This window comes from Vibrio sp. M250220, assembly GCF_036533795.1.
In the GTDB taxonomy this organism is placed as follows: domain Bacteria; phylum Pseudomonadota; class Gammaproteobacteria; order Enterobacterales; family Vibrionaceae; genus Vibrio.
The window spans coordinates 20,340-44,471 of the sequence record NZ_JATABI010000029.1; the positions used below are offsets into that span (position 1 = coordinate 20,340).

Annotated in this window: 23 protein-coding genes; 7 read left to right on the forward strand and 16 right to left on the reverse strand. The window is 45.7% G+C overall.

The genetic code is table 11. The features are described 5' to 3' along the window. The first annotated feature begins 114 nt into the window (after positions 1 to 114). Together ompR and envZ are read left to right on the forward strand one after the other, a co-directional pair. Entirely contained in the window at positions 115 to 834 is a 720-nt protein-coding gene (gene ompR / locus QTN94_RS11375; protein WP_138972917.1) for an osmolarity response regulator transcription factor OmpR, read from the forward strand. A gap of 72 nt (positions 835 to 906) precedes the next feature. Next, entirely contained in the window at positions 907 to 2,214 is a 1,308-nt protein-coding gene (gene envZ, locus QTN94_RS11380; RefSeq protein WP_138972916.1) for a two-component system sensor histidine kinase EnvZ, read from the forward strand. Positions 2,215 to 2,271: 57 nt separating this feature from the next. Here envZ and QTN94_RS11385 read toward each other — a convergent pair whose 3' ends face one another. The 12 genes from QTN94_RS11385 to gspC are packed head-to-tail and all read right to left on the reverse strand — an operon-like array spanning position 2,272 to position 13,463. Further along, positions 2,272 to 3,033, reverse strand: coding sequence for a type II secretion system protein N (locus QTN94_RS11385; protein WP_331427701.1), 762 nt, complete (start codon positions 3,031 to 3,033; stop codon positions 2,272 to 2,274). A gap of 4 nt (positions 3,034 to 3,037) precedes the next feature. Then, positions 3,038 to 3,529: a type II secretion system protein M gene (locus QTN94_RS11390; protein WP_331416670.1), complete on the reverse strand. Its 492-nt coding sequence runs from the start codon at positions 3,527 to 3,529 to the stop codon at positions 3,038 to 3,040. Between the two features lie 10 nt (positions 3,530 to 3,539). Next, positions 3,540 to 4,751: a type II secretion system protein GspL gene (gene gspL, locus QTN94_RS11395; RefSeq protein ID WP_331427702.1), complete on the reverse strand. Its 1,212-nt coding sequence runs from the start codon at positions 4,749 to 4,751 to the stop codon at positions 3,540 to 3,542. Further along, on the reverse strand, positions 4,717 to 5,730 hold the full coding sequence (gspK, locus tag QTN94_RS11400; RefSeq protein ID WP_331427703.1) for a type II secretion system minor pseudopilin GspK: 1,014 nt from the start codon (positions 5,728 to 5,730) through the stop codon (positions 4,717 to 4,719). Before gspK ends, gspL begins: the two co-directional genes overlap by 35 nt. Then, positions 5,720 to 6,373: a type II secretion system minor pseudopilin GspJ gene (gene gspJ, locus QTN94_RS11405; RefSeq protein ID WP_331416667.1), complete on the reverse strand. Its 654-nt coding sequence runs from the start codon at positions 6,371 to 6,373 to the stop codon at positions 5,720 to 5,722. Before gspJ ends, gspK begins: the two co-directional genes overlap by 11 nt. Then, positions 6,360 to 6,716 carry a type II secretion system minor pseudopilin GspI gene (gene gspI, locus QTN94_RS11410; protein WP_138972910.1) on the reverse strand — a complete coding sequence of 119 codons (357 nt, stop codon included), beginning with the start codon at positions 6,714 to 6,716 and terminating at the stop codon, positions 6,360 to 6,362. The genes gspJ and gspI overlap by 14 nt, the downstream gene beginning before the upstream one ends. Continuing rightward, entirely contained in the window at positions 6,703 to 7,287 is a 585-nt protein-coding gene (gene gspH, locus QTN94_RS11415) for a type II secretion system minor pseudopilin GspH (RefSeq protein ID WP_331427704.1), read from the reverse strand. Before gspH ends, gspI begins: the two co-directional genes overlap by 14 nt. A gap of 21 nt (positions 7,288 to 7,308) precedes the next feature. Further along, positions 7,309 to 7,752 (reverse strand): type II secretion system major pseudopilin GspG, encoded by a 444-nt coding sequence (gene gspG, locus QTN94_RS11420; protein WP_138972908.1) that lies wholly within the window; start codon positions 7,750 to 7,752, stop codon positions 7,309 to 7,311. Positions 7,753 to 7,793: 41 nt separating this feature from the next. Then, on the reverse strand, positions 7,794 to 9,020 hold the full coding sequence (gspF, locus tag QTN94_RS11425) for a type II secretion system inner membrane protein GspF (protein WP_331427705.1): 1,227 nt from the start codon (positions 9,018 to 9,020) through the stop codon (positions 7,794 to 7,796). Beyond that, entirely contained in the window at positions 9,020 to 10,510 is a 1,491-nt protein-coding gene (gene gspE / locus QTN94_RS11430) for a type II secretion system ATPase GspE (RefSeq protein WP_331416664.1), read from the reverse strand. The genes gspF and gspE overlap by 1 nt, the downstream gene beginning before the upstream one ends. Continuing rightward, positions 10,510 to 12,534, reverse strand: coding sequence for a type II secretion system secretin GspD (gspD, locus tag QTN94_RS11435; RefSeq protein ID WP_331427706.1), 2,025 nt, complete (start codon positions 12,532 to 12,534; stop codon positions 10,510 to 10,512). Before gspD ends, gspE begins: the two co-directional genes overlap by 1 nt. Before the next feature lie 35 nt (positions 12,535 to 12,569). After that, complete coding sequence (gspC, locus tag QTN94_RS11440) at positions 12,570 to 13,463, reverse strand: type II secretion system protein GspC (RefSeq protein WP_331427707.1); 894 nt, start codon at positions 13,461 to 13,463, stop codon at positions 12,570 to 12,572. A gap of 225 nt (positions 13,464 to 13,688) precedes the next feature. On the opposite strand from gspC, the gene hslR reads away from it, so the two are divergent. The 4 genes from hslR (at position 13,689) to QTN94_RS11460 (ending at position 19,008) form a co-directional block, all read left to right on the forward strand. Next, entirely contained in the window at positions 13,689 to 14,075 is a 387-nt protein-coding gene (gene hslR, locus QTN94_RS11445; RefSeq protein ID WP_138972904.1) for a ribosome-associated heat shock protein Hsp15, read from the forward strand. Between the two features lie 29 nt (positions 14,076 to 14,104). Beyond that, positions 14,105 to 14,980: an Hsp33 family molecular chaperone HslO gene (gene hslO, locus QTN94_RS11450; RefSeq protein ID WP_331416660.1), complete on the forward strand. Its 876-nt coding sequence runs from the start codon at positions 14,105 to 14,107 to the stop codon at positions 14,978 to 14,980. A 336-nt stretch (positions 14,981 to 15,316) separates the two neighbouring features. Continuing rightward, positions 15,317 to 16,945 (forward strand): phosphoenolpyruvate carboxykinase (ATP), encoded by a 1,629-nt coding sequence (gene pckA, locus QTN94_RS11455; RefSeq protein ID WP_331427708.1) that lies wholly within the window; start codon positions 15,317 to 15,319, stop codon positions 16,943 to 16,945. 113 nt (positions 16,946 to 17,058) lie between these two features. After that, positions 17,059 to 19,008, forward strand: a complete 1,950-nt coding sequence (locus tag QTN94_RS11460) for an AsmA family protein (protein ID WP_331427709.1) — start codon at positions 17,059 to 17,061, stop codon at positions 19,006 to 19,008. Here the strand turns inward: QTN94_RS11460 and QTN94_RS11465 are convergent. The 3 genes from QTN94_RS11465 to QTN94_RS11475 are packed head-to-tail and all read right to left on the reverse strand — an operon-like array spanning position 18,966 to position 21,273. Further along, positions 18,966 to 19,901, reverse strand: coding sequence for a bifunctional GNAT family N-acetyltransferase/hotdog fold thioesterase (locus tag QTN94_RS11465; RefSeq protein ID WP_331416657.1), 936 nt, complete (start codon positions 19,899 to 19,901; stop codon positions 18,966 to 18,968). The two genes, QTN94_RS11460 and QTN94_RS11465, sit on opposite strands and share 43 nt — an antisense overlap. Positions 19,902 to 19,952: 51 nt before the next feature. Beyond that, a complete protein-coding gene (gene dtd, locus QTN94_RS11470) occupies positions 19,953 to 20,387 on the reverse strand; it encodes a D-aminoacyl-tRNA deacylase (RefSeq protein ID WP_138972899.1) in 435 nt (144 codons plus the stop codon). After that, positions 20,359 to 21,273: a virulence factor BrkB family protein gene (locus tag QTN94_RS11475; RefSeq protein ID WP_331427713.1), complete on the reverse strand. Its 915-nt coding sequence runs from the start codon at positions 21,271 to 21,273 to the stop codon at positions 20,359 to 20,361. Before QTN94_RS11475 ends, dtd begins: the two co-directional genes overlap by 29 nt. A gap of 62 nt (positions 21,274 to 21,335) precedes the next feature. Between QTN94_RS11475 and QTN94_RS11480 the strand changes: the two genes are divergently transcribed. Next, positions 21,336 to 21,977 (forward strand): DUF2959 domain-containing protein, encoded by a 642-nt coding sequence (locus tag QTN94_RS11480; protein WP_331427710.1) that lies wholly within the window; start codon positions 21,336 to 21,338, stop codon positions 21,975 to 21,977. Positions 21,978 to 22,034: 57 nt separating this feature from the next. Here QTN94_RS11480 and typA read toward each other — a convergent pair whose 3' ends face one another. Further along, positions 22,035 to 23,864, reverse strand: a complete 1,830-nt coding sequence (typA, locus tag QTN94_RS11485) for a translational GTPase TypA (protein ID WP_269376950.1) — start codon at positions 23,862 to 23,864, stop codon at positions 22,035 to 22,037. Positions 23,865 to 24,132 lie beyond the last annotated feature (268 nt).

Sequence of the window (24,132 nt, forward strand, 5' to 3'; positions counted from 1 at the left end):
AACAATTCTTTGCTCCACTAGAGCGTGAACAGTGTTACATTTTAAGCTGCGCAATGGGTAAGTCTTCCTCTACCCTGTTTTAGTGCGTGCTTATCAAATAGGTGGAACCATTACATGCAAGAAAATCACAAGATCTTAGTTGTTGATGATGATGCACGTCTTCGTGCACTACTAGAGCGTTACTTGTCTGAGCAAGGATTCCAAGTTCGTAGTGTTGCCAATAGCGAGCAAATGGACCGCCTGCTAACTCGTGAAAACTTCCACTTGATGGTTCTCGACTTAATGCTGCCGGGTGAAGATGGCTTATCCATCTGCCGTCGCCTGCGTAATGCGAATAATACGCTACCCATTCTAATGCTGACAGCGAAAGGTGATGAGATCGATCGTATTGTCGGCCTTGAAGTAGGTGCAGATGACTATCTACCAAAACCTTTTAACCCACGAGAACTACTCGCGCGTATCAAGGCGGTTCTTCGTCGACAAACCATTGAGTTACCGGGCGCACCAAGCAGCGAAGAGTCGATCGTTGAGTTTGGTGAATTTCGTCTCAACTTAGGAACTCGTGAAATGTTCCGTGGCGAAGAATCGATGCCCCTAACATCAGGCGAATTCGCTGTACTGAAAGCACTTGTGACGAATGCACGTGAACCAATGTCTCGCGATAAATTGATGAACATGGCTAGAGGTCGTGAATACTCAGCAATGGAACGTTCGATAGACGTACAGATCTCACGTTTGCGCCGTATGCTTGAGGTCGACCCAAGTAAACCTCGTTACATCCAAACCGTTTGGGGATTGGGCTACGTCTTTGTCCCTGATGGTAAAGAAGCCTAACAGTTTCCAGATTTACTAGAGTGCGAGACCCGGTCTCGCACTCTTCGTTTCTACTCCACTAAGGTTGGCGTTATGCGCATTCGCAGCTCATTTACACAATCCATCTTTATCTTTCTTACTCTACTAATCGCAAGTCAGGTCTATTCTTACTACGCCGTGTTCAACTACGCGTTAATGCCTAGCCTGCAACAGTTCAATAAAATCCTCGGGCATGAAATAAACCTAATGCTTGATGACTCGGCAAGCCTAGAGGATGAACTAGCGATGGATGCACCTCTACGCAGACGAGTTTTGGAGCAGCTTGGTGTCACCATCCATGCTGAAGATAGCCCGATTGCTGACGAGTACTACCATGCAGTGTCGATCGACTTGATGAGTGAGGAGATGAGCAATGAACTTGGCTCACCCACAGATGTGCGAATGATGTTGGGTAACGACAGCTATGTGTTATGGATGAAGATCGATTCTCTGCCAGGGTCGCTGTTACGTATTCCCCTCTCCGAACTACAGGAAGAAGACTTCACACCGCTGTTTCGTAACAGCTTGATCATGGCGCTACTTATCGTAGCCGGTGGTTGGTTGTTTATTCGTTTACAAAATCGACCACTTATTGCTTTAGAAAAGGCAGCGAAAGTCGTAGGACGAGGGGAGATTCCACCACCACTTCCGGAAAAAGGTGCTTCAGAAATTCGCTCCGTAACACGCGCATTTAATCAGATGTCAAAAGGCATTCAGGCTCTAGAAGAAGATCGCGCTCTATTGATGGCGGGTATCAGCCATGATCTAAGAACCCCTCTAACCCGCATCCGATTAGCGACCGAAATGATGTCACCAGAAGATAGCTATCTTGCAGAAGGAATTATTAGCGACACCGAAGAGTGTAATGAAATCATCAGCCAGTTCATGGACTATCTAAAGCCCGTGAACAAGCAGTCATTTGTCTCTGTCGATTTGAATGAAATTGCTAACGATGTCGCCTCATCAGAAGGTGGGTATGAAGTACAAATTGAAACCGCTTTGGTTCAACCACTTAAAGAGACGCTCGGCAGCCCTATCGCGATTAAACGTGCCGTTAGTAACCTCGTTGTGAATGCGATTCGATATGGAAATGGATGGATAAAGGTCAGCACCGGCATCACCGCAGACAACAAACTGGTTTGGGTCTGTGTTGAAGATAACGGCCCTGGCATTGAACAGAACCAGATTAGCAAACTGTTTGAACCTTTTACTCGCGGTGATACCGCTCGAGGAAGCGAAGGTACTGGACTTGGACTTGCGATAGTCAAACGAATTGTTAGCCAACATAACGGTTCGGTTATCGTTAATAATCGCAGTGGTGGCGGTTTAAGAGTACAAATCAGTTTTCCCGCCAGCAAATAATCAAAAGGGCAGCGTGAATCACGCTGCCCTTATACATTGTTGCTCGATACCTAGCAGTTACCATTGCCCTTGATTGTTGAAATGGTATTTACCATCACTATCCGCAGGCTCTGGCAGCCACTTGAGCTGTTGTTGTAACGCTTGAGGGAACTCCGCTAACGGCTTAAACCAAGCACTCAGCTTGTAGCTACCCGCCCCAACCTCAGCACTGAAGCCACTTTCAACCTCTTGGCTCTGCTGCTCTCCTTGCACATCAATACGACTCTGCTGACAACTAAATTGTACAATGACCGGCCCGAGATAGAGATCTGCCAGTGGCGTACTCACCACTTGAGTATTCCACACTAAGCTTCCTTGAGCGCTATCGCAATATGGTTGGGCGTAGCGATAGGAGCGAAGATTGACCTCAACCTGACCTTCGAGATCCAACGGTACAGGTAAGCGAGGGATAAACTTACTCATTTCTTCTACCGGAATAGCGGCAATAAGGTTTTGCGCATAAAAGCCACTGAAGTCGTAACCAATCACACCTCGACCTTGAAGTGAGAGGTCACTGCCTCTACCAAAACGAATTTGCGCCTCTAGTGAACCCGCGAGCATCTTAACCAGATTAAACTGCCAGTTGAGTGCCCCATAATTTGTGCCCTGCCATTGAACTTGCTGGGCACTTCCCTGCCATACAGTCCCTTCGATATCAGCTACACGCAATGCACTGGGTAAAGGCGCATATTGAAGAATGAACTGTGCGGGCATGTGAAACATCGCACTTACGACAAACACGCTACTGATGAATAGACCCGATAGAATGGTTTTCTTCACTCTGTTAACCCCTACCTAACTGCAATCGATTCACTTCGACCACGCCATCTTGAGCGCCTTTATCTACATCCAGAAATACGACCTCAATCCCGTATGTCTCTTGTAAGTAGGCAATCCAGCTAACAAACTGATTGAATGGCATTGGCGCAATCCAAACTTGAAATTGCTCTCCACGAGGCTGGACACGAATAAGCTCAACATTAAAACGTTTAACGCTTGATGAAATGGCCTGATTAATTGGCATACTCGACACCGTCAGACCGCCCTGTGCTTTTAGCTTGCTGATCTCATCACCCTTGCTTTGAACCCAAGCCAAAAGCTGTTTCTCACTTTGGATGCGCATCTGTGCATCATCAGCCCTTTGAGCGACGGGTTGTACGATCCCCCAGTAGACACTTCCAAGGACAGCAAAAAAAACACACACAACCACTAAGCGTTGCTCTCGCTGAGAGATACTTAGCCACCACGTTTGTAAGGACGTCAGTAAATTATTCACTCAATACACCTCACAATGGTTTCAAAATAAATGAGCCATTGACTAGGCTCCCAGAGCGGTTAAGTTGCCCTTGCTCAACCTCGAATCGAGTGGCTAACAACTCTGCAGCTTTCTCAAAGGTTTGAAAGTCTTTACTTTGAGCTTGCACTCTTACCTCATTTCTATTGCTGTCGTACTTAAAGCTCACCAGATCCAAAGAGGGCACTTGGCTCAATATTGGCGGTAAGGTGGCAAGGATGCTTAATATGGAATTATCGCGGCCAGACCCTGACATCAATCGTGCTTGCTGTTCCAATTCACGCTTTAAGTAACTGACTGTCGGTATTTTATTTTTGCCTGGCACCAACTGGCGGAAAATACGCTCACTTTCCGCTCGATACGCTGTGGCTTGCGCTTCATAACGCTGTATCTTCTGTACATTGTCGACCACGATGACAGAGAGCAGCAATACTGCAGCTACGGCTACCTTCTGCCATGTTTTCCAGTAACGACCAAATGAAGACTTAGGCTTAAATCGCCCAGTGAGCAAAGTCAGTTTGCTGGCAACGGCTTGTTCAGCAAGTAACTGCATCACCAACTGAGGCTGAGTCTCTTGCCAATCTTGCTCTTCATCCAATTCCAATTCAGGCAAAGCGGAATAGGCCGTTAACGGCAAACACTCATCCTCACGTTTCACCCAGTCAGACTGCGCCACTAGAGCCAACCACTCGCTGTCAATTGATATCCCTGAATACGTCGATTTCTTCAGTAGCCATTGTCCATCAAGTTCAACAGCGGAAATCCCCTTTGACTCGGGCAAAGCTAATACATCTGGCAGCACTTTTTGAATCTGACAACCAATCGCTGTCAAACGTTGCAGAATATGTGTTAACCATTCGCTATCAACCGCACACACCTGAGCACGTCCGTTACCTTTATGAAAAATGGTAAAGTGGAGCTGATCAACATCTTGTGCCAGCTCATCTTCCATTACGTACGGCAGCATCGCTTCAAGCTGACGACTGGCACCCGAGGGGATCGCGATATCGTTTAGCACTAAGCTCGAAGCAGAGAGCAAAACGATCGTACGTCGGTTTTCCCCATACGGTGCGATGTCCGCAATAGCATCTTGGTTCGCAAGCTCGCCACTCGCAATCACTTCCTGCTGTATCACCGACCATACTAACCATTGAACAGCTAAGGTCGGATTATTGCTCAGTCGAACGATCAGAAACTCGTTCACCGATACCTCCGAAGCGACGGCGAATAACCGTCGCAGTTTCTTGATTATTACTAAAGAGCAAGCTTCTAACTCTTACTCGGGAGTCATCAACGACGATCTCCACATCCATTTCAAAATAAGCACTTGTGACGGCAAGGTAACCCTTAGCCTGTTGCAGCACCTTTTCATCAATACCGGAAAAGGCCCCTTCACTAAGCATTTCATCAACCGTCGTCCAGCCATCAAAAGGGCGGTTATCAAGGAGCTTTTTTGCCTCACTGGCCGCCAAATGTGGATAGAACAGTGCAGACAGCAACTCTGCTTGAGCAGGCTGCAGTGTATTCACATTGAGGCGAAAGTCAGACGTAGGTATTGCACACACATAAGGCAATACCTTGTGCACCACCTCACCAGAAGCCTGATTCACCGCTCTCAGCTCAGAGCTATCTGACAACATACTATTGGCAGTAAGGTAAGCCGGAGAGATAGATTCATAGTAACTGTCTTCGACACCTGCAGGGGAATTGCTGACATCATTACTATCCAAATATTCCCACAACGATTGAGAAATCATCTCTGCCTGATAGCTTTCCACCTCTAGTTCCTCGAGCAAACGCTGAAAGACTTCCACTAAATACGGCGAACGGCTGGAACTAGGCTGGTCAGTGACGGCAGCTAAAGCATTGAGGTTAAAGCAGGCCTGTTTATCAACTAAGCGCCCTTTCAGAGTTCCGTAATCCAATGGATAGGTTTGTTCCTCCAGTGCCCATGGCTGAGAAAGATTGATGGTATCTGAGTCTCTAAAGCTCTGTTTCAACCCTGCTTCAGCCAACGCTTCCGCGCCCACGCTATACCAATAAGCTTGTTGGTAGTTGAGCTGATTGCTCGCGCGCCTAAACTGACCAAACAAACGGTCTGCCATACTCGCAGCGATACTGACCATCACCGCCAAGAGCAGCAAAATAATAATCAGAGCCACACCACGCTGCTTACGACCCATCCGCGTTTTGCTCCTCGTCGACCTCTAAAGCACCACCAGCAGTTAGATAGATACGTTCTATTGCTCCGTAATCCTCAAATACCAACTTCACTAGCACAGCTTTCGGCAAGGTATAATTCGTTTCCCAGCGTTCTAACCACTGGTTGCCATCGTAAAAACGTAAATCAAAGGAGTCGACCTTATCAATCAAGGGCATCACTATCCCTTCTTGGCCAACTGGAGTGTCAACATATCGCCACCACACCCGCTGTAACTCGCCTTCTTTTAATCGATACCCCACTTTGCTCACCTCCCCTCGCGGGAATTGCTGTTGGGGGTTATGCCAGCCAGAGCGTACAAACATTACGCCTTTAGCATCAGAATCAAGTAGGTAATCCTGCCAATGAATCAGCTCTGGAGATGGTTCCTCACCATTGGTGCGTGATTGACGCAGCGCCATTTGGCGAAAATCGTTATCCATAAAGACTAACGTTCTCTGTAGCGTTTTTAGCCGTTCACTACGTTCAAGTGACAGTTCATTACTGCGCTGAACTTGATTGAGCACCTGATAAGCTCCAATACTCAAACTGGCAAAAATCGCGATAGCGACAAGAACTTCAATTAAGGTGAAACCTTGTGAGGAAGACTGACTACTTCGGTACATAGCTTCTTACCGTCACAACGGGTGTTCCTTTCGCACTTGCTGCCACTTTCACGTCAAATGCTTGCAGAAGATCACCCGCTGTAGAAACAGGCTCTACCGACCAAAACCATTCGCGTTCAGCTAACATTTCAGTTCCTTTTTGCTTGCTTGGTTTTCGTCCTGATAGCATCACTTTCGCCATCTGATTGTCTGCGACCATGCTCGCAAAAGTTTTCTCTTCCAAGAAATTGAGCGTATTAATATGCTGGCTAACAGAACGAATCGTCGCTATCGCTGCGGTCGCAAAAATCGCTAATGCCACCAATACTTCCAGCAAGGTAAAACCACGTTTACTCGCCTTCATCACGTTCTCCTGGAGCCAGCAACAATATCTGTCCACTCTCTTTAACCACTATGCGCCATGCATCACGTTCAGCATCTTTTTGCTGCGGATAAATAGCAACTGATACAGGTGTTATTTCTCCACTCGACATAATGAAGACTTGAGGAGGTGGGCGTTTTTTCTCGTCATCTTGTTCAGCAAACATCTCCTCGTCGAACAAGCTACCTGGCTCAAAAAGTCGCTCTTTATCGCTCCAGACATCCCCCCCTAGTTGCAGCATCAATGCCAATCCCGAGTCCAACTCGGTTTTCTCTGGAATATGTTGTTCATCCAGTTTCTGCCACCCCTTGGAGGTTAAATGCATAAATTGATAGGTCGACTTTTCCTCATTGATGTTTAAGCCGAAATCACGCCCACTTAGCATCGCCTCTTCATTGAGCAGTTGAATGCGATAAAACAGCGCTTGGGCTTGCTTCTTTGCAACATCTTCGGCACTGACAGTCAGTGTTGAAATAACGGCTACGGATGCCAAAGATATCAGCACCAATACCAACAATATCTCTAGCAGAGTAAAGCCTGCGTGACGGCGCATAGTTAACCTAACTTGGATGTCTTACTGAAAATCTTGAATATTCCAGTTACCAATATCCGAGTTAGCGCCTTCACCGCCCTCTTGACCATCTGCACCTAAGGTAAAGATATCAATACTGCCGTGGTCGCCTGGGCTTAAATATTGATAGTCGTTGCCCCATGGGTCTGATGGTAAACGTTTGATATAGCCACCATCACGATAATTGCGTGGTTCAGGATTTGATGGCTTAGTTACCAGCGCTTCAAGACCTTGATCCGTTGATGGGTAAACACTGTTATCCAACTTGTACATATCAAGCGCATTCTCTAACGCAACAATGTCAGTGATTGCTTTTTGCTGATCCGCTTTCTCTTTGTTACCCAATAAGTTAGGAACAACAAAGCTCGCTAAAATCCCTAGAATGACGACAACGACCATGACCTCTAATAGAGTAAAGCCTTTCTGAACATTCATTTTCTTATTCATTTTTTTCTCCACGACAAGCAGCTTAGATACGCTCAAAGCTATTATGAACTCATTAAATTATTCATTTCTAAAATTGGCATTAACGTCGCCATAACGATAAATAGAACCAACCCAGCCATAAGAGCGATCAGTGTTGGAGTAAAGATCCCTAACGCAATATTCACCGTTGATTCAAAATTTGCATCTTGGTTATCCGCAGCACGTGTCAGCATCGCCTCTAATTCACCACTTTGTTCACCACTGGCTATCATGTGGAGCATCATTGGAGGGAAAAGTTTGGTCTGCTCCAAAGCTCGACGCAAACTTGAACCTTCACGAACATTATCCGTAGCAATTAAGACCTGCTGTTTGACGTAATGGTTCGACATAACATCCACCGCGACCCGCATACCTTCTAAGATAGGGATTGCGCTCGATGTACATATCGATAATGTACGAGCAAACCGAGAAGTATTAAGTCCACGAGCAATTTTCCCAACCAGTGGCATCGCGATAATTTTTCGGTCCCATTTGAGACGTACATTCGGCTTGCTCAAAGCATATTTAAACAGATAAGTCATCACAATAACGGCCACAAGAAGTTGTAAACCCCAGCTCTGAATAAACTCACTTGAAGCGAGCAAAAACTGGGTAGATTGAGGCAACTCCTGACCCATCTGTACAAATTGACCAACGATTTTCGGTACGACTGCCGCGAGTAGGAAAGCGACGATACCGATCGCAAACACCACCAGCACCACAGGGTATATCAATGCCTGCTGTAATTTGGAGCGCATCTTCTGACGATTTTCCGCATAATCTGCCAATCGTTCTAAAACCGAATCCAAATGACCTGACTTTTCTCCAGCAGAAACCATTGAGCGAAACAGATCATCAAATACATAAGGATAATCCGCCAAACTGTCCGCTAAGGTATAACCTTCTGTCACTTTGGAACGCACTGCCAACAACATGGTGCGAATACGAGGTTTTTCTGACTGTTCGGAAACGGCTCTTAAACACTCTTCTAATGGCATACCGGACTGAACAAGTGTGGCCAGTTGACGGGTCACTAGAGCGAGATCAGGTGTACTTAAACCTCGCTTAAACTGAAATAAAGACGGCTGTTCGCTCTTCTTTTTCGCCTGCTGGCGAGTTTCACTCACTTCGACTGGAATCAAGCCCTGTTCTTTAAGCCGAGCTCGAACCTGCCGACCATTGTCGCCTTCAATAACGCCTTTTTTGGTTTTGCCTTTAGCGTCGAGAGCCTTATATTCAAATGCCGCCATTAGCTTTCCTTAGTCACTCGCACTACTTCCTCAAGTGACGTAATGCCTTGACGGACTTTACTCAAACCATCACTCCGAATACTTGGAGTATGCTGACGGATATGCTTCTCTATCTCTTGCTCACCCGCTTCACTGTGAATGAGTGTCTGGACATTTTCATCCACTACCAAAAGCTCATAAATGCCAGTACGCCCACGATAACCTTTAAAGTTACACGCTTCGCAGCCACAAGCTCGATATAAGGTCAGCTCTGCTTCAGGCTCGATAGCAAACAATTTTTTTGTTTCGGCATCGGGTTGATATGGTTCCTTACAGCTAGGGCATAACGTTCTAACCAAACGTTGTGCAAGAACCCCAAGAAGTGAAGAGGAGATTAAAAATGGCTCAATGCCCATGTCTCTCAAACGAGTAATGGCACCAATTGCCGTATTGGTATGGAGCGTCGACATCACTAAGTGACCAGTCAAAGACGCTTGAACTGCAATCTGCGCGGTCTCAAGGTCACGAATTTCACCCACCATCACCACGTCAGGGTCCTGACGAAGAATCGCGCGCAAGCCTCGGGCAAACGTCATATCAACCTTTGGATTGACTTGAGTCTGACCGATACCATCAATATCAAACTCAATCGGATCTTCGACGGTAAGAATGTTTCGCTCGTTGCTGTTAATCTCCGTCAACCCTGCATACAAGGTTGTTGATTTACCCGAACCAGTCGGACCGGTAACCAATAAAATACCGTGTGGTCGCTGAATCATGCCGCGAAATGCATCATGATTTGATGGGGTCATCCCTAAGCTATGCAAGTCTAACCGTGTGGCATTTTTGTCTAGTAGACGCATAACCACTCGCTCACCATGCGAAGAAGGCATCGTTGAAACACGCACATCAACCGCTCGACCGCCGATTCTCAGAGAAATGCGGCCGTCTTGTGGTACTCGCTTCTCAGCGATATCAAGTCTAGCCATCACTTTTACGCGTGAGACTAGCAATGGCGCTAGTTTACGACTAGGTGAAAGTACCTCGCGGAGCACACCGTCAACACGAAAACGGATAGAAAGACTCTTTTCAAATGTCTCGATGTGGATATCTGAAGCACCTTCCTTGATCGCTTCACCTAGCATGGCATTAATCAACTTGATAATCGGCGCATCATCTTCAGATTCAAGCAAGTCTTCATCTTGTGGCAAATCTTCAGCCAAGGAGAAAAAATCATCACTATCAGCGCCAATATCTTCCATTAGCTGACGAGCTTCAGAAGAATCTCGTTGATAGGCTTCCGTTAGTTTGCTTTCAAACGCCTCGATACTGATCGACTGCAATGAAAAAGTCTGGGCACAAAAACGCTTCACTTCTAACAAAGCTTGGACTGAAATAGGTTCAACGTAATAGAGCACCATTCCCGCTTCAGTCGGTTCAAGCACTAGCTTGAACCGATTGGCAAAACTAAATGGTAGACGCTTTGAGTATGACGTGACTTGTACGTCCATTACTGTTTATCCATTTGGTCTAAAAACGCTTGTATTTCAGCTGGGTGTCGGATTTCTTCACCATATTTAGGGAGCACAGGGATATTGTCATTGCTCATTAGTTTTAGGCCTTGATCAGCCTTGTAAAGCTGTTCTGCACGAATGAAATTGTATTTACGTTGAGTAATGCCATCCGCAGTCACACCATCACGAATAATGGTTGGCTTGATAAACACCATGAGGTTCTTCTTCTCAACCTGTGTGCTGGTTGACTTAAACAGATGCCCCAAATACGGAATATCACCCAATAGCGGCACTTTGGATTCACTTTCTAGCGCTCGCTCATCGATCAGGCCACCTAATACGATCATTGAACCGTCTTCAACCATCACAGAAGTGTTTAGCTGACGCTTAGCAAAACGTACGTCGACAGCACCATTAGCCCCAAGCACGTTCGACACTTCTTGTTCAATATTGAGCTGGACTGAATTACCTTCATTAATCTGAGGCACCACTTTCAGTTTGATGCCCACTTCTTTACGATCGACCGTTTGGAACGGATTATCATTGTTAGAGCCCGCTGTCGAACCCGTAATAACAGGTACTTCTTCACCAACGATGAAAGACGCCTCACCATTGTCCATAACGGTAATACTTGGTGAAGAAAGAATATTAGAGTTTGAGTCCGTTGAAACCGCGCTAATTAGAGCGGTCCAATCGCCCATAACAACACTCAACGCAGCGCCGTTAACGCCTAACAGGGCAGAAGCTAATGTGCTGTAGTTACCTTTTTCAGTCGACTGGCGAGACTCCCACTTGTTCGTCGCCGAGTTCCAGTAACTCTCAGTTGTCGTAGAATCTTTAACCTCTTCGAGTCCGACCATCACTTGTCCAATCGGTACACCCGTATTTCCGTATTGAATTACCGCACCGCTCTCTAGGGAACCCCATTGTACTCCTAGATTGACCCCATCTCCTTCGGCCATTTCTACGATCAATGCTTCAATCAGTACTTGTGCGCGACGGATATCAAGCTGGGCAATGACATCTTGGATAGCAATCATAATATCTGGCGGAGCAGTAAGGACCAGAGCATTCGTCTCTGGGTGAGCGGCGATCATCACCTCACCACGCTGAGTACCGCTCCCTTTAGTACCCGTCGACTTCTCCGCTTGTAAGTTATCAGACACACCTTTTAGGACATCGACTAAATCTTCCGCTTTGGCATACTTAAGATAAACGACGCGGTTGTTACCTTTGGACGCCATTTCAACATCTAGCTGTTGGATAAGCTTTCTCAGGCGTTGACGAACCTGGGGATCACCGGAAATCAAAATCGAGTTGGTGCGGTCATCAGCGACGAAACTTGGCTGCAAAAATGCTGGAGTATTTTTGGCTTCCGTCGTTTTATTCAAAGCTTCAACGATTCGCACCATTTCTGCCGCAGACGCGTTCGATAGCTCTACCACCTCGATCTCTTTGTCACCCGCTTGGTCTACACGCTTAATGATGTCTGCCAAGCGATTCACAACCGCTGCGCGTCCAGTAATTAAGATAATGTTCGCTGGATCGTAGTGAACAACGTTACCCGCACCCGAATTGTCGTTCAATTGACGCAACAACGGCGAAAGCTCACGCACCGACACGTTTCGCACAGCAACAACACGAGTAACAACCTCATCACCATTGATATGGCCATCTCCTACAACAGGGACGGCTGACGTTTTCGCATCTTTTGCTTTAATCACTTTCAGAATGCCATTGTCCATTTCAACAACAGCAAAACCGTAGACTTCGAGTACATTGAGAAAAAAGCTGTAATATTGCTCTTCGGTCAACATATCGTAACTACGTACATCAATCTTACCGCGCACAGAAGGATCGACGATGATCGTCTTCTCTAAGTTACGTCCAACTATATTGATAAACTCACTGATGTCTGTGCCTTTAAAGCTGGCACTAAAATCATCAGCTACCGACATTGTTGGTGATACTAGTAAGCTTCCCGCTAAAAGCCATGCGCTTTTTTTAAGCCAATGGTTCACTCTTCACTCCTCGAGAGGACGTCGCGACGTCCATCTTATAATTCAATGTATATCTCAAATAACTGGCCATCGCGTTCAACAGTCAAAGTCACTTCATTCATCTGCGACAAGTTTTGCCAAACTTCACCCATTGACGCTGAGTCTTTTAAATCAAGTCCGTTGATCGCCGTAGCAATATCACCTGCTTGTAATCCAACAGATTCAAATAGAGCTTTATCTTTACCTGGGGACAATCGATACCCGACCACCTCTTCATCTCGCTTTACTTGCGACATTCGCACATATTCAAAGAGTATTTTTGCGTCGTTACGAATCTCTTCGCGTATCTGATCCAAGGTATCTTGAGATGCATTCGATACTATTTGTTTGCTACTGCTTTCTATTACCTGAGGGGCTGGCTTAGTGAACTTCAATCCCTCAAGCATGACGGTTTCGTTTCGACCTGAATTATCAATAATCACACGGTCTTGCTGCACCTGAATCAGTTTTGCTCGCGTCCCTTCAATCATTTCATTCAAACCGTAGGTTGCTTGAGTACCTTTATTAGCGATAACCGCCAAGCTCTTCTCTGGAACAGAACTGGTTACAACACCAACCAACACTAAATTAAGACGACTCTTAGGTGCAGCTTGAACCTTGGGTTGCTGAACAACTGGCGCATTGCTCTGATATTGGCCAAATAGATGGCTATTTTGCAGGTGAGATAGGTCTATTTGTGGCGAACTGGTCGTTTCTTGTCTCGCCAAGTTAGAAGGCTGCCATTTGGATACGCTCGGTATGCTCCATGGTTGCCAAATCATTTGTCCTGCTATCCATGCTGTGACTGTTAGCAATATGAACATAACCGCAAAGCTTACTCTTTGCTGTACTTGCTGTTGCTTAAATGCCTCACCTAACTTCATTAGCGTATTCATGCTGTTGTGCTTCACTCAAGATCCTTCTTTTCTAGGTTAGGTGAGTTTACCGTAATTTATCAAATAAATGGCGTTGAATTGTATCAAAACAAGCAACATCCAAACATAACAAACTCTTATATTGTCACTACAGACTATGCCAATTTTTATGATCTTGCTTGAAAAAACCTACACTCGTCACCATTGTTAGTGCATGTAACAGGGCATCAATAATATTCACCTTAGAGGGTAAAAATCACCATGGGTTCCCAAACCGAAGCGGTAAGGCTCGACAAATGGCTATGGGCTGCGCGCTTTTATAAAACTCGCTCCATCGCTCGAAATATGGTCGATGGTGGCAAAGTCCATTATAATGGGCAACGCAGTAAACCTAGCAAAGCTGTTGAACTCGGGGCGATCATCACTTTAAGGCAGGGCCAAGAAGAGAAAACAGTGGTTATTGAGCAAATCTCAGATCAACGCCGTGGAGCTCCCGAAGCTCAACTGCTCTATTCCGAGACCGCTGAGAGTATTAGTAAGCGCGAAGAAAACGCGACACGTCGCAGACTTCATGCTCACAATCCAAGCCCAGAGCGTCGTCCAGATAAAAAACAGCGCCGCGACATCATTAAATTTAAGCACCAATAAGCTCAACCAGATTTACGAGGAAACGCCACATGGCAAGCAATGTTTTAAACCGCTACTTATTTGAAGACCTTTCTGTTCGTGGCGAGTTGGTACAATTGGATGAAGCTTACCAACGTATTATTTCTAGCAAGGAATACCCAGCACCCATTCAGAAGTTGCTAGGCGAGCTATTGGTTTCAACAACACTTTTGACAGCAACTCTGAAGTTTGAAGGCTCAATTACAATGCAACTTCAGGGTGACGGTCCTGTATCGCTTGCCGTCATCAATGGCGATCACGATCAGAAGATTCGTGGTGTTGCACGTTTTGAAGGCGACATCGCTGACGATGCAACGATTCATGACCTGATGGGTAAAGGTCACTTAGTGATCACTATCGATCCTAAGAAAGGTGAGCGCTACCAAGGTATTGTTGGTCTTGAAGGCGAAAACTTATCTGAGATTCTAGAAACGTACTTTGCCAACTCTGAGCAGCTAAAAACTCGCCTATGGCTACGTACTGGTGAATATGAAGGCAAGGCGCATGCGGCAGGTATGCTAATCCAAGTTATGCCAGATGGTACTGGTACGCCGGATGATTTCGAGCACCTAGAGCAACTAACCAACACAGTTAAAGATGAAGAGCTATTTAGCTTAGAAGCAAATGAGCTTCTATACCGTCTCTACAACCAAGAGAAAGTTCGCGTGTTCGAACCTCAGCCGGTTGAGTTCTTCTGTGGTTGTTCTCGTGAACGTAGCGGCGCAGCAATTCTTACTGTTGAGCGTACGGAAATAAATGACATTTTGGCAGAGATTGGTTCAATTTCTTTACATTGTGATTACTGCGGCACGAACTATTCGTTCGACGAAGCAGAAGTATCAGAGCTATTTAATCAAGCAAATTCTGGTAACAAAACGCTGCATTAATTCTTACGACTTATCAAGTCTGTAATTTACCCTTCAAAAGGCCAGCACTCGCTGGCCTTTTTGTGATCAAAACCTCGCTACACCTAGCCTTCGCCGTAATAAATTAACCTGTTAATTTTAGACAATTAATAATGACTTTGCTCTAGCGCAAAGCTTTGCGCACACGATAAACTAGCTCTACCAATATGTGATGTGTCGCTTAAAACCCCAATAAAATTGCGGATATTTTTTGAGCTATATCCCTGTTTTATCTGAGGCCCATTGCTAGCATGGTGAGCAGACAAAAATTAAAAAATTATTACAAAATCCCTACAAATATTCCGATAAGGAGCACCTATGACCGTTATGGAACATACAAAGGCTGCAACAATTGATCTTACCAAACACGGGCTTCAAAACGTAAAGGAGGTTATTCGTAACCCTAGTTATGAAGTGTTGTTCGAAGAAGAAACTCGCGCTGATCTGGAAGGCTATGAAAAAGGCGTAGTCACCGAATTAGGTGCTGTCGCTGTTGATACTGGTATTTTTACCGGCCGCTCACCAAAAGATAAATACATCGTCAAAGATGCGACAACTGAAGAACATATGTGGTGGACTTCAGATTCAGTAAAAAATGATAACAAACCAATCGACCAGGCTGTTTGGAATGATTTAAAAGAGCTTGTGACTAACCAGCTTTCTGGTAAACGAGTATTCGTTATCGATGGTTACTGTGGTGCTAACCCAGACACACGTTTAAGTATTCGCGTTATTACAGAAGTGGCGTGGCAAGCGCACTTTGTGAAAAACATGTTCATTCGTCCAAGCGAAGAAGAGCTCGCGACTTTTGAGCCAGACTTCGTTGTCATGAACGGTGCAAAATGTACCAACCAGAAGTGGCAAGAACACGGCCTCAATTCTGAAAACTTCACAGTATTCAACCTTACAGAGCGCATGCAGCTTATCGGCGGTACTTGGTACGGCGGCGAAATGAAGAAAGGCATGTTTGCGATGATGAACTACTTCCTTCCGCTACAAGACATTGCATCGATGCACTGTAGTGCCAACATGGGCAAAGACGATGATGTTGCGATCTTCTTTGGTCTATCTGGTACAGGTAAAACAACCCTATCCACCGATCCGAAGCGTGCACTGATCGGTGATGACGAACACGGATGGGATGACGATGGTGTCTTCAACTTTGAAGGCGGTTGTTACGCAAAAACCATCAAGCTATCTAAAGAAGCAGAACCAGATATCTACAATGCAATCCGTCGTGACGCTCTTCTAGAAAACGTAACAGTGCGCTCGGATGGATCAATCGACTTTGATGACGGTTCAAAAACTGAAAACACTCGCGTTTCTTACCCAATTGAACATATCGAAAACATCGTTAAGCCAGTTTCAAAAGGCGGCCACGCAAACAAAGTTATCTTCCTATCTGCGGATGCGTTTGGTGTTCTTCCTCCGGTATCAAAACTGACTCCAGAGCAGACTAAGTACCACTTCCTATCAGGCTTTACCGCTAAGTTAGCAGGTACAGAGCGTGGCATCACTGAACCTACACCAACATTCTCTGCTTGTTTCGGTGCAGCATTCCTAACGCTACACCCAACCAAATATGCAGAAGTTCTAGTGAAACGTATGGAAGCGGCAGGCGCTGAAGCTTACCTAGTGAACACTGGTTGGAACGGTACTGGCAAACGTATTTCGATTCAGGATACTCGTGGCATCATTGACGCGATTCTAGACGGTTCAATTGAACACGCTGAGACGAAGCACATCCCAATCTTCAACCTTGAAGTACCAACAGCGCTTCACGATGTTGACCCTGGCATCCTAGATCCTCGCGATACCTACACAGATCCACTGCAATGGGAAAGCAAAGCAAAAGATCTGGCTACTCGCTTTATCAATAACTTTGATAAGTACACTGATAATGATGAAGGTAAGGCTCTTGTCGCCGCTGGTCCTCAGCTCGATTAGTGACCTATTTACTATTTGTCTATCTAAGCCCCTCATTTGAGGGGCTTTTTGTTGCCTGAAACCAAAATTTGTTCCAAGCTAGTATCACTAATCATTAAGGGAAGTGATTCATCGTGAAAAAAGCACTGTTGCTGCTGAGTATCCTGCTTGTCAGTATTGCCACTCTGTCTATTTTGACGCTTTATATCGTGATGCAATCACAATATGCTCCTAAAGCGGTCAACTTACTAATCAGCAAGCTTACTCCCTACTCAATAACCACTTCTGGCGTGCAATATAAGGCCCCCTTTCAACTCAAACTCAGTGATGTTGAAATTCAATCTTCTCAACGTGCCATCATGCTGCCAGCAGTGACGCTTTGGCTTAGCCAAATACCGTGGCAACAGAACAAACTTTCCTTCGACTCGATCCTAATAGAAGGTGCCACAATTAATCTTGAGGCAATGTATGCAGAACTCATTGGTGGTGTATACGTCCACCAGCTCGCGTTGAAACATGTCGACATTAGTGCACCAAGATGGTCAGCTCGCGGCGTCAATCTGCAAATCGAACAGCCTCGTTGGGTTACCAACAGCCAATCCTTACCTTACGGTGATATTCAACTTTCGGCTGAACAGCTCTATATGCAAGGCGAGGCGCTGAATAACTTGCTGATCGATATGCGTTATCAGGAAGAAGATAGTACGATTTTTGGTGGCTCATTTAACTGGCGGGGCGCTGTTTTTTCTGGGCAAGCAGAGCAGTATTCCCAAGGTTGGTCGTTAGTTAATGTCACCATCGACAAGCTCTCTTTGCCAGAAAGCGAGCAAGTTGAGCAACTGGTAACGACCTTAAATAACCTTAGCTTGCCGATCAATCACATTAATAGCCTCGATATACTCAGTAGTTCATTTAACTATGGTCACTGGCGCTTCGAACAACTTGACGCGTCGCTAGAAAACCTCTCACTCAATGATTCACTGTGGCAGCATCAAAGTGGATATGTCTCTTTTGATGCCGAAAGTATCAGTAATCAACAAGTACAACTCTTCTCCCCTAGAACGAGATTGGCATTTGCACCACAACAAGTCACGATTGAAGAGTTTGACGCAGATTTTCAACAAGGCAGAGTTCAGTTACAGGGGACGATCAGCCCTAAACAAGTATCTTTGAAGCAACTCAAGATCGTAGGTATAAAGTGGCTGGAGCAAACCGAACTGGCCATCCCAGCCTTTACCGAAATGGTGGTCAACCTCAGTAAGTTAACCATCGAAACCCTGAAGGTTGAGAACAGCCAATTTATTCAGGTAGAACAACGCCCATACTGGCAAGTTTCTGGGCTAAACGTGACCGGTTCGCAACTAACATTAATCGACGAAAACAAAGCAGGACTGCTGTCAGGAGACTTAGACATCAGCGCTAACGCGGCAAGCATCGACAAACTGATCGCCACTCAGGCACACGTGAAAGCGCACGCAGAAAACAATCTAGTCACCCTTGAGCGTGCGTTTATTCCTTTAGAGCAAGGCTATATCGAAGCGTCAGGGATTTGGGACAGAGGCTCTGTTAGCGCTCCTTGGTCACTCTCGGTACATGCCGATGGACTTCCATTAGACCACTATCTTCTGCAACAACGAATGCCGTTCTCGCTATCAGGATTGGCAGAAGCAGAAATCGAACTTAAAGGGTTATCTGGTGACTACTCGATGCTATCTCATAGCCTATCGGGGCATATTCTCACTCAACTACATCAAACTCAGCTAGATGCGGTCAGCCTTGATGGTGAAAAAAACTACCAACAAACATTAGAGCTCAGCGAGATCACGCTTCGCGCTGACAGAGGACGCATGGTGATTGCGGGAGGAAATGACAACGCTCAAATAGCGGGTGAAGTCGATCTCACCAAACCTGAATTTGCTACTTTGTTACTGAAAGCTGAACAGAAATGCCAAGAGCTTTGGTCTGATGTTCTAGGTAAAGCGAATGTGATTAAACAAACCTGTAGCGACAAGGAGCCTCCGCTGCCGAAGGCCATCGATAGTCATGATTTTGATTTGGAAGCAGGGCCCAGCACAGCTTTGTAGTTCGGTAGCAGCATGTAGGTACCCACAAAGTCCACCGCAGCTTTGTCTCCACTGTAGATGGTCACGTGAATCACAATACGTGCTTTGCGACCAGAAGCCAGTCGGTCTAAGTCACCACTAATGCCATCAAGGGACGTAGATGCAACGGGGTTCTGCGTGACTGGATGACGATAACGAATTTGGCTGTCAGCCAATACAATATCCCCAGTGAGGTTACGCTCTTTCATTAGCAACCAGGTTAGACCCCAGCCCGTTAAGGTGGCGAGAGTAAAAGCCGAGCCAGCAAACATCGTATTGTGAGGGTTTAAGTTCGGATTTAGCTGCGCACTACACTCAAACTGATAGCCTGTGTATTGGTTGATTTTGATACCCATTTTGTCACTAATAGGAATCTGATTCTCCCAGCGCTCTTGCAACTCTGTACACCATTCTGGCTTACGCAATACATTAGCCATCGGATCGAGTTGCTTCACCATTTGTTGGTGACGAACAGGTCCACGCTCATCGGTCAACTCACCACGTCGTTCAAATCCATTCTTCTCATAAAACGAAATGGCATCTTCTCGGGCATTACAAACCAGTCGTTTGGCACCTTCCTGGCGTGCTAACGACTCTAGAGCAACGAGGACTAATGAACCCATCCCCTTACTGCGTCGATTACCTTTTACCGCCATATAGCGAATCTGACCTTCGCTATCTGGGGTTATGTAAAGACGGCCAATCGCCATAGGTAAGCCACGTCCATCAACTATCATGCGGTGATGGCTCATGGGATCGTATTCATCACGCTCTGAGCCAATCGGCATGCGCCAAGGCTCTCTTAGCATCTGCCAACGAAAGTGATAATACTTATTGAGTTGGTTCTCTGTTTTTGGCGTGATCAGCTTAAACATAAAAATCCTTTTTTATGGAGACAGATAGTGTCTCCCCACTATTTCTTATAATTATACTTGTAACCAGAAGGTGACTGGGCCGTCATTGACCAAAGACACCTTCATATCAGCAGCAAAACGTCCGCGTTCCGTAGGAAGAACCTCTGCGCAGCGATCAGCAAAGTACTCATATAAGCGCTCAGCTTCCGTAGGATGAGCACCTCTAGAAAATCCCGCTCGAGTGCCCTTTTTTGTGTCAGCCGGAAGAGTGAACTGAGAGACCACCAAAACTTTACCTTCAACTTGTTGGACGTTGAGGTTCATTTTGTCTTCATCATCACCAAAAACACGATAAGTCGTCACACGCTCCATTAGTCGCTTCGCCTTTGCTTCATCATCGTCTTTTTCTACCCCTAGCAGCACAAGTAGACCTTTGTCTATCTCTCCAACCACTTCACCATTTACGCGTACGGCTGCTTCACTCACTCTTTGGATCAGGGCTATCACTGTACTTTCCTTCTGACGGTTTAACTTGAATTTTTGTTGAGTGTACCACTTCTTTGGGCTCGCTCCACTGCTCTCTTTCTCCCAGAGCAGCGGTAACTTCGGCACCAACGAGTACAATAAGCCAGCACAGATACACCCAAACAAACAGAATAGGAATAGCCGCTAACGCCCCATAGATCAGCTGGTACGAGGGAAACTGAGTGATATAGGCCGCGAAGCCTTTTTTACTTGCTTCAAACAGCAGTGCCGCGACAATTGCCCCCACCATAGCATGGGAAATGCGAACTTTTTTATTCGGTACCAAAAGGTACAAACCAACAAACGCGAAGAAAGATAACAGAAACGGCAACCAACGCAGCAGTAGATCATAAATCCCTGAGATGGCTTCACTTTCGATAATTTTCAAAGACGTAACGTAAGACGTCGCGGCTATACTGGCACCAACCAGAATTGGACCAAGAGTCAAAACCATCCAATACATCGAAAATGAAAATACAGCGCGGCGCTTTTGTTTAACTCGCCAAATGTAGTTAAGGTTCTTATCGATATTTGAAATCAACATCAACGCGGCAACAAAAAGAAAAACACCACCCACTGCACTCATCTTGCCAGTGTTGGCGACAAACTCCAGCAACGCCCCCTTTACTGCATCTCCAGCCGCAGGCACAAAGTGGGTAATAACAAAGTCTTGCATCGCGTCACCGGCATTTTCAAATATCGCAAAAGACGAAAGAACAGAAAGCAATACGGTCAACATTGGTACGATAGATAACAAGGTAATGTAAGCAAGATATCCCGCATTCACATTGACTCTATCATGTCCCATACGGGTCAGCAGATAACGTACAAACAACACCGCTTGCTTAATCAATGGCTCGATTTTCAACTTGTATCTCCCAACTAACTCAGTCATCCTAACGTTCTAATTCTAAAGGAAAGGAACCCATCATGCCGTACTTACTGGCGATTGTATTGTCGATTTTTACCTTAACAGGATGTCAATCAGCCTATTACTCTGCAATGGAGCAAGTAGGCTACCACAAACGCGACATCATGGTGGATCGTGTCGAAGATGCAAAAGAATCACAACAAGATGCCCAACAAGAATTTACCAGTGCTTTGGAAGCTCTCTCGGCTTTAACTCACTTTGATGGTGGTGAACTGGAAACGGTGTACAACCAAATCAATGACAAGTATCAAGATAGCGAGAAAGCGGCACAAGAAGTGAGTGATCGAATTGCGGCCATTGAAGATGTTTCTGATGCCTTATTTGCAGAGTGGCAAAGCGAGCTCGAACTCTACACTAGCAGCAAGCTCCGTCGCGCCAGTGAGCAAAAATTAAAAGAGACTCAACGCTCATACAACACAATGCTGTCGGCGATGAAACGTGCTGAAGATAAGATGACGCCAGTGCTTAATACACTGCGTGACAACACTCTCTACTTAAAACATAACCTCAACGCGAGTGCCATTGGCGCACTGCAAGGTGAGTTCACAAGCTTAGAGCAAGATATTCAATACGCAATTAAACAAATGAACGCAGCCATTGCTGAATCAGATAAGTTCCTACAGAAACTAAGCCAAAAATAACGGATAAAAAAAGCCCCGAGCATCGCTCAGGGCTTATTCAATTTAATCCGTTACAGATTACTTAGCTGCACGAGAAGCACGCTTACGATCGCTTTCCGTTAGGAATTTCTTACGTACACGGATGCTTTCAGGAGTGACTTCTACTAGCTCATCGTCATCGATAAATTCTAGAGCTTGCTCTAGTGTCATGATGATTGGCGGAGTAAGAACCTGTGCGTCATCCGTACCAGATGCACGAACGTTAGTTAACTGCTTACCTTTAAGTGCGTTTACCGTCAGATCGTTATCACGGCTGTGAATACCGATAACCATGCCTTCGTATACTTCTACACCGTGACCAATGAATAAGCGACCACGCTCTTGAAGGTTAAATAGTGCGTTAGTTAGCGCTTTACCCGCTGCGTTAGCAATCAACACACCGTTGATACGTTGACCGATATTACCGCCTTTGTGTGGGCCGTAGTGATCAAACGTATGGTAAAGAAGACCAGAACCTGAAGTTAGAGTCATAAATTCTGTTTGGAAACCAATTAGACCACGAGATGGCATAACGAAATCCATACGGATACGACCTTTACCATCAGGAGACATGTCTTTCAGCTCACCTTTACGTAGGCCGATGTTTTCCATGATACCGCCCTGATGCTCTTCCATCACGTCGATAGTTACCGTTTCAAACGGTTCCATTAGCTGACCGTTTTCTTCTTTAATGATAACTTCTGGACGAGATACTGCTAGCTCGAAACCTTCACGACGCATGTTTTCGATCAGGATAGATAGGTGAAGCTCACCACGACCTGATACGCGGAATTTGTCTGGATCGTCTGTTTGTTCAACACGCAGTGCAACGTTGTGGACAAGTTCTTTTTCTAGGCGCTCAAGAATGTTACGTGAAGTAACGAACTTACCTTCTTTACCTGCAAACGGAGACGTGTTTACTTGGAACGTCATTGTTACTGTTGGTTCATCAACAGACAGTGCCGGCAGTGCTTCAACTTGGTTTTGAGCACAGATAGTGTCAGAGATTTTCAGCTCGCCAAGACCTGTGATTGCGATGATATCGCCCGCATGAGCTTGCTCAACTTCGTGACGCTCAAGGCCTAGGTAGCCCATTACTGTACCGACTTTACCGTTACGAGTTTTACCGTCTGCACCAATAACCGTTACTTGTTGGTTAGGTTTAACGCTACCACGTGTTACACGTGCAACACCGATAACACCAACGTAAGAGCTGTAGTCTAGCTGAGAAACTTGCATCTGTAGTGGACCTTCAAGGTCAACTTCTGGTGCCGCTACTTCTTCAACGATAGTTTGGAATAGTGGTTCCATGTTCTCGCCAGTTTCACCCTCTTCTAGAGCTGCCCAACCGTTAAGTGCTGATGCGTAAACCACTTTAAAGTCTAGCTGATCATCAGTAGCACCTAGGTTGTCGAATAGGTCGAACACTTGGTCCATAACCCAATCAGGACGAGCGCCAGGACGGTCAATCTTGTTGATAACAACGATAGGCTTAAGACCGTGAGCAAATGCTTTTTGTGTTACGAAACGCGTTTGAGGCATTGGGCCGTCAACTGCGTCAACGATAAGTAGCACTGAGTCTACCATCGACATAATACGTTCTACTTCACCACCGAAGTCCGCGTGTCCCGGAGTGTCTACGATGTTGATACGGTAGTCATTCCAGTTAATCGCTGTGTTCTTAGCAAGAATGGTAATACCACGCTCTTTTTCGATGTCGTTCGAGTCCATGACTCGCTCTTCAGCTTCACCGCGAGACTCTAAAGTACCTGATTGCTGTAGTAGTTTATCAACCAGTGTTGTTTTACCGTGGTCAACGTGCGCGATGATCGCGATATTTCTTAATTTATCAATCTGTGGAGTAGCCATGGATTTGATTCGCTCGATAGAAGAAGCCCGCTAGCAAAAACTCAGTTTTGGATAGCGCACTTACTTGATTAAAAAAACGGCCATAATGTACCAGATTCTAGCGAAAAACCCAGAAATATGTGATCTGATTCGCTGCATTTCAACAGATATTTTTCTAGCCACCACTAAATCACCAAACGTAACACCAAATCCTGATTGACATCGAAGGGAAAACTGGGCTGAATGGAACACGATTTTGTTTGTTATTGGTGCAACAAACCCAAAGAGC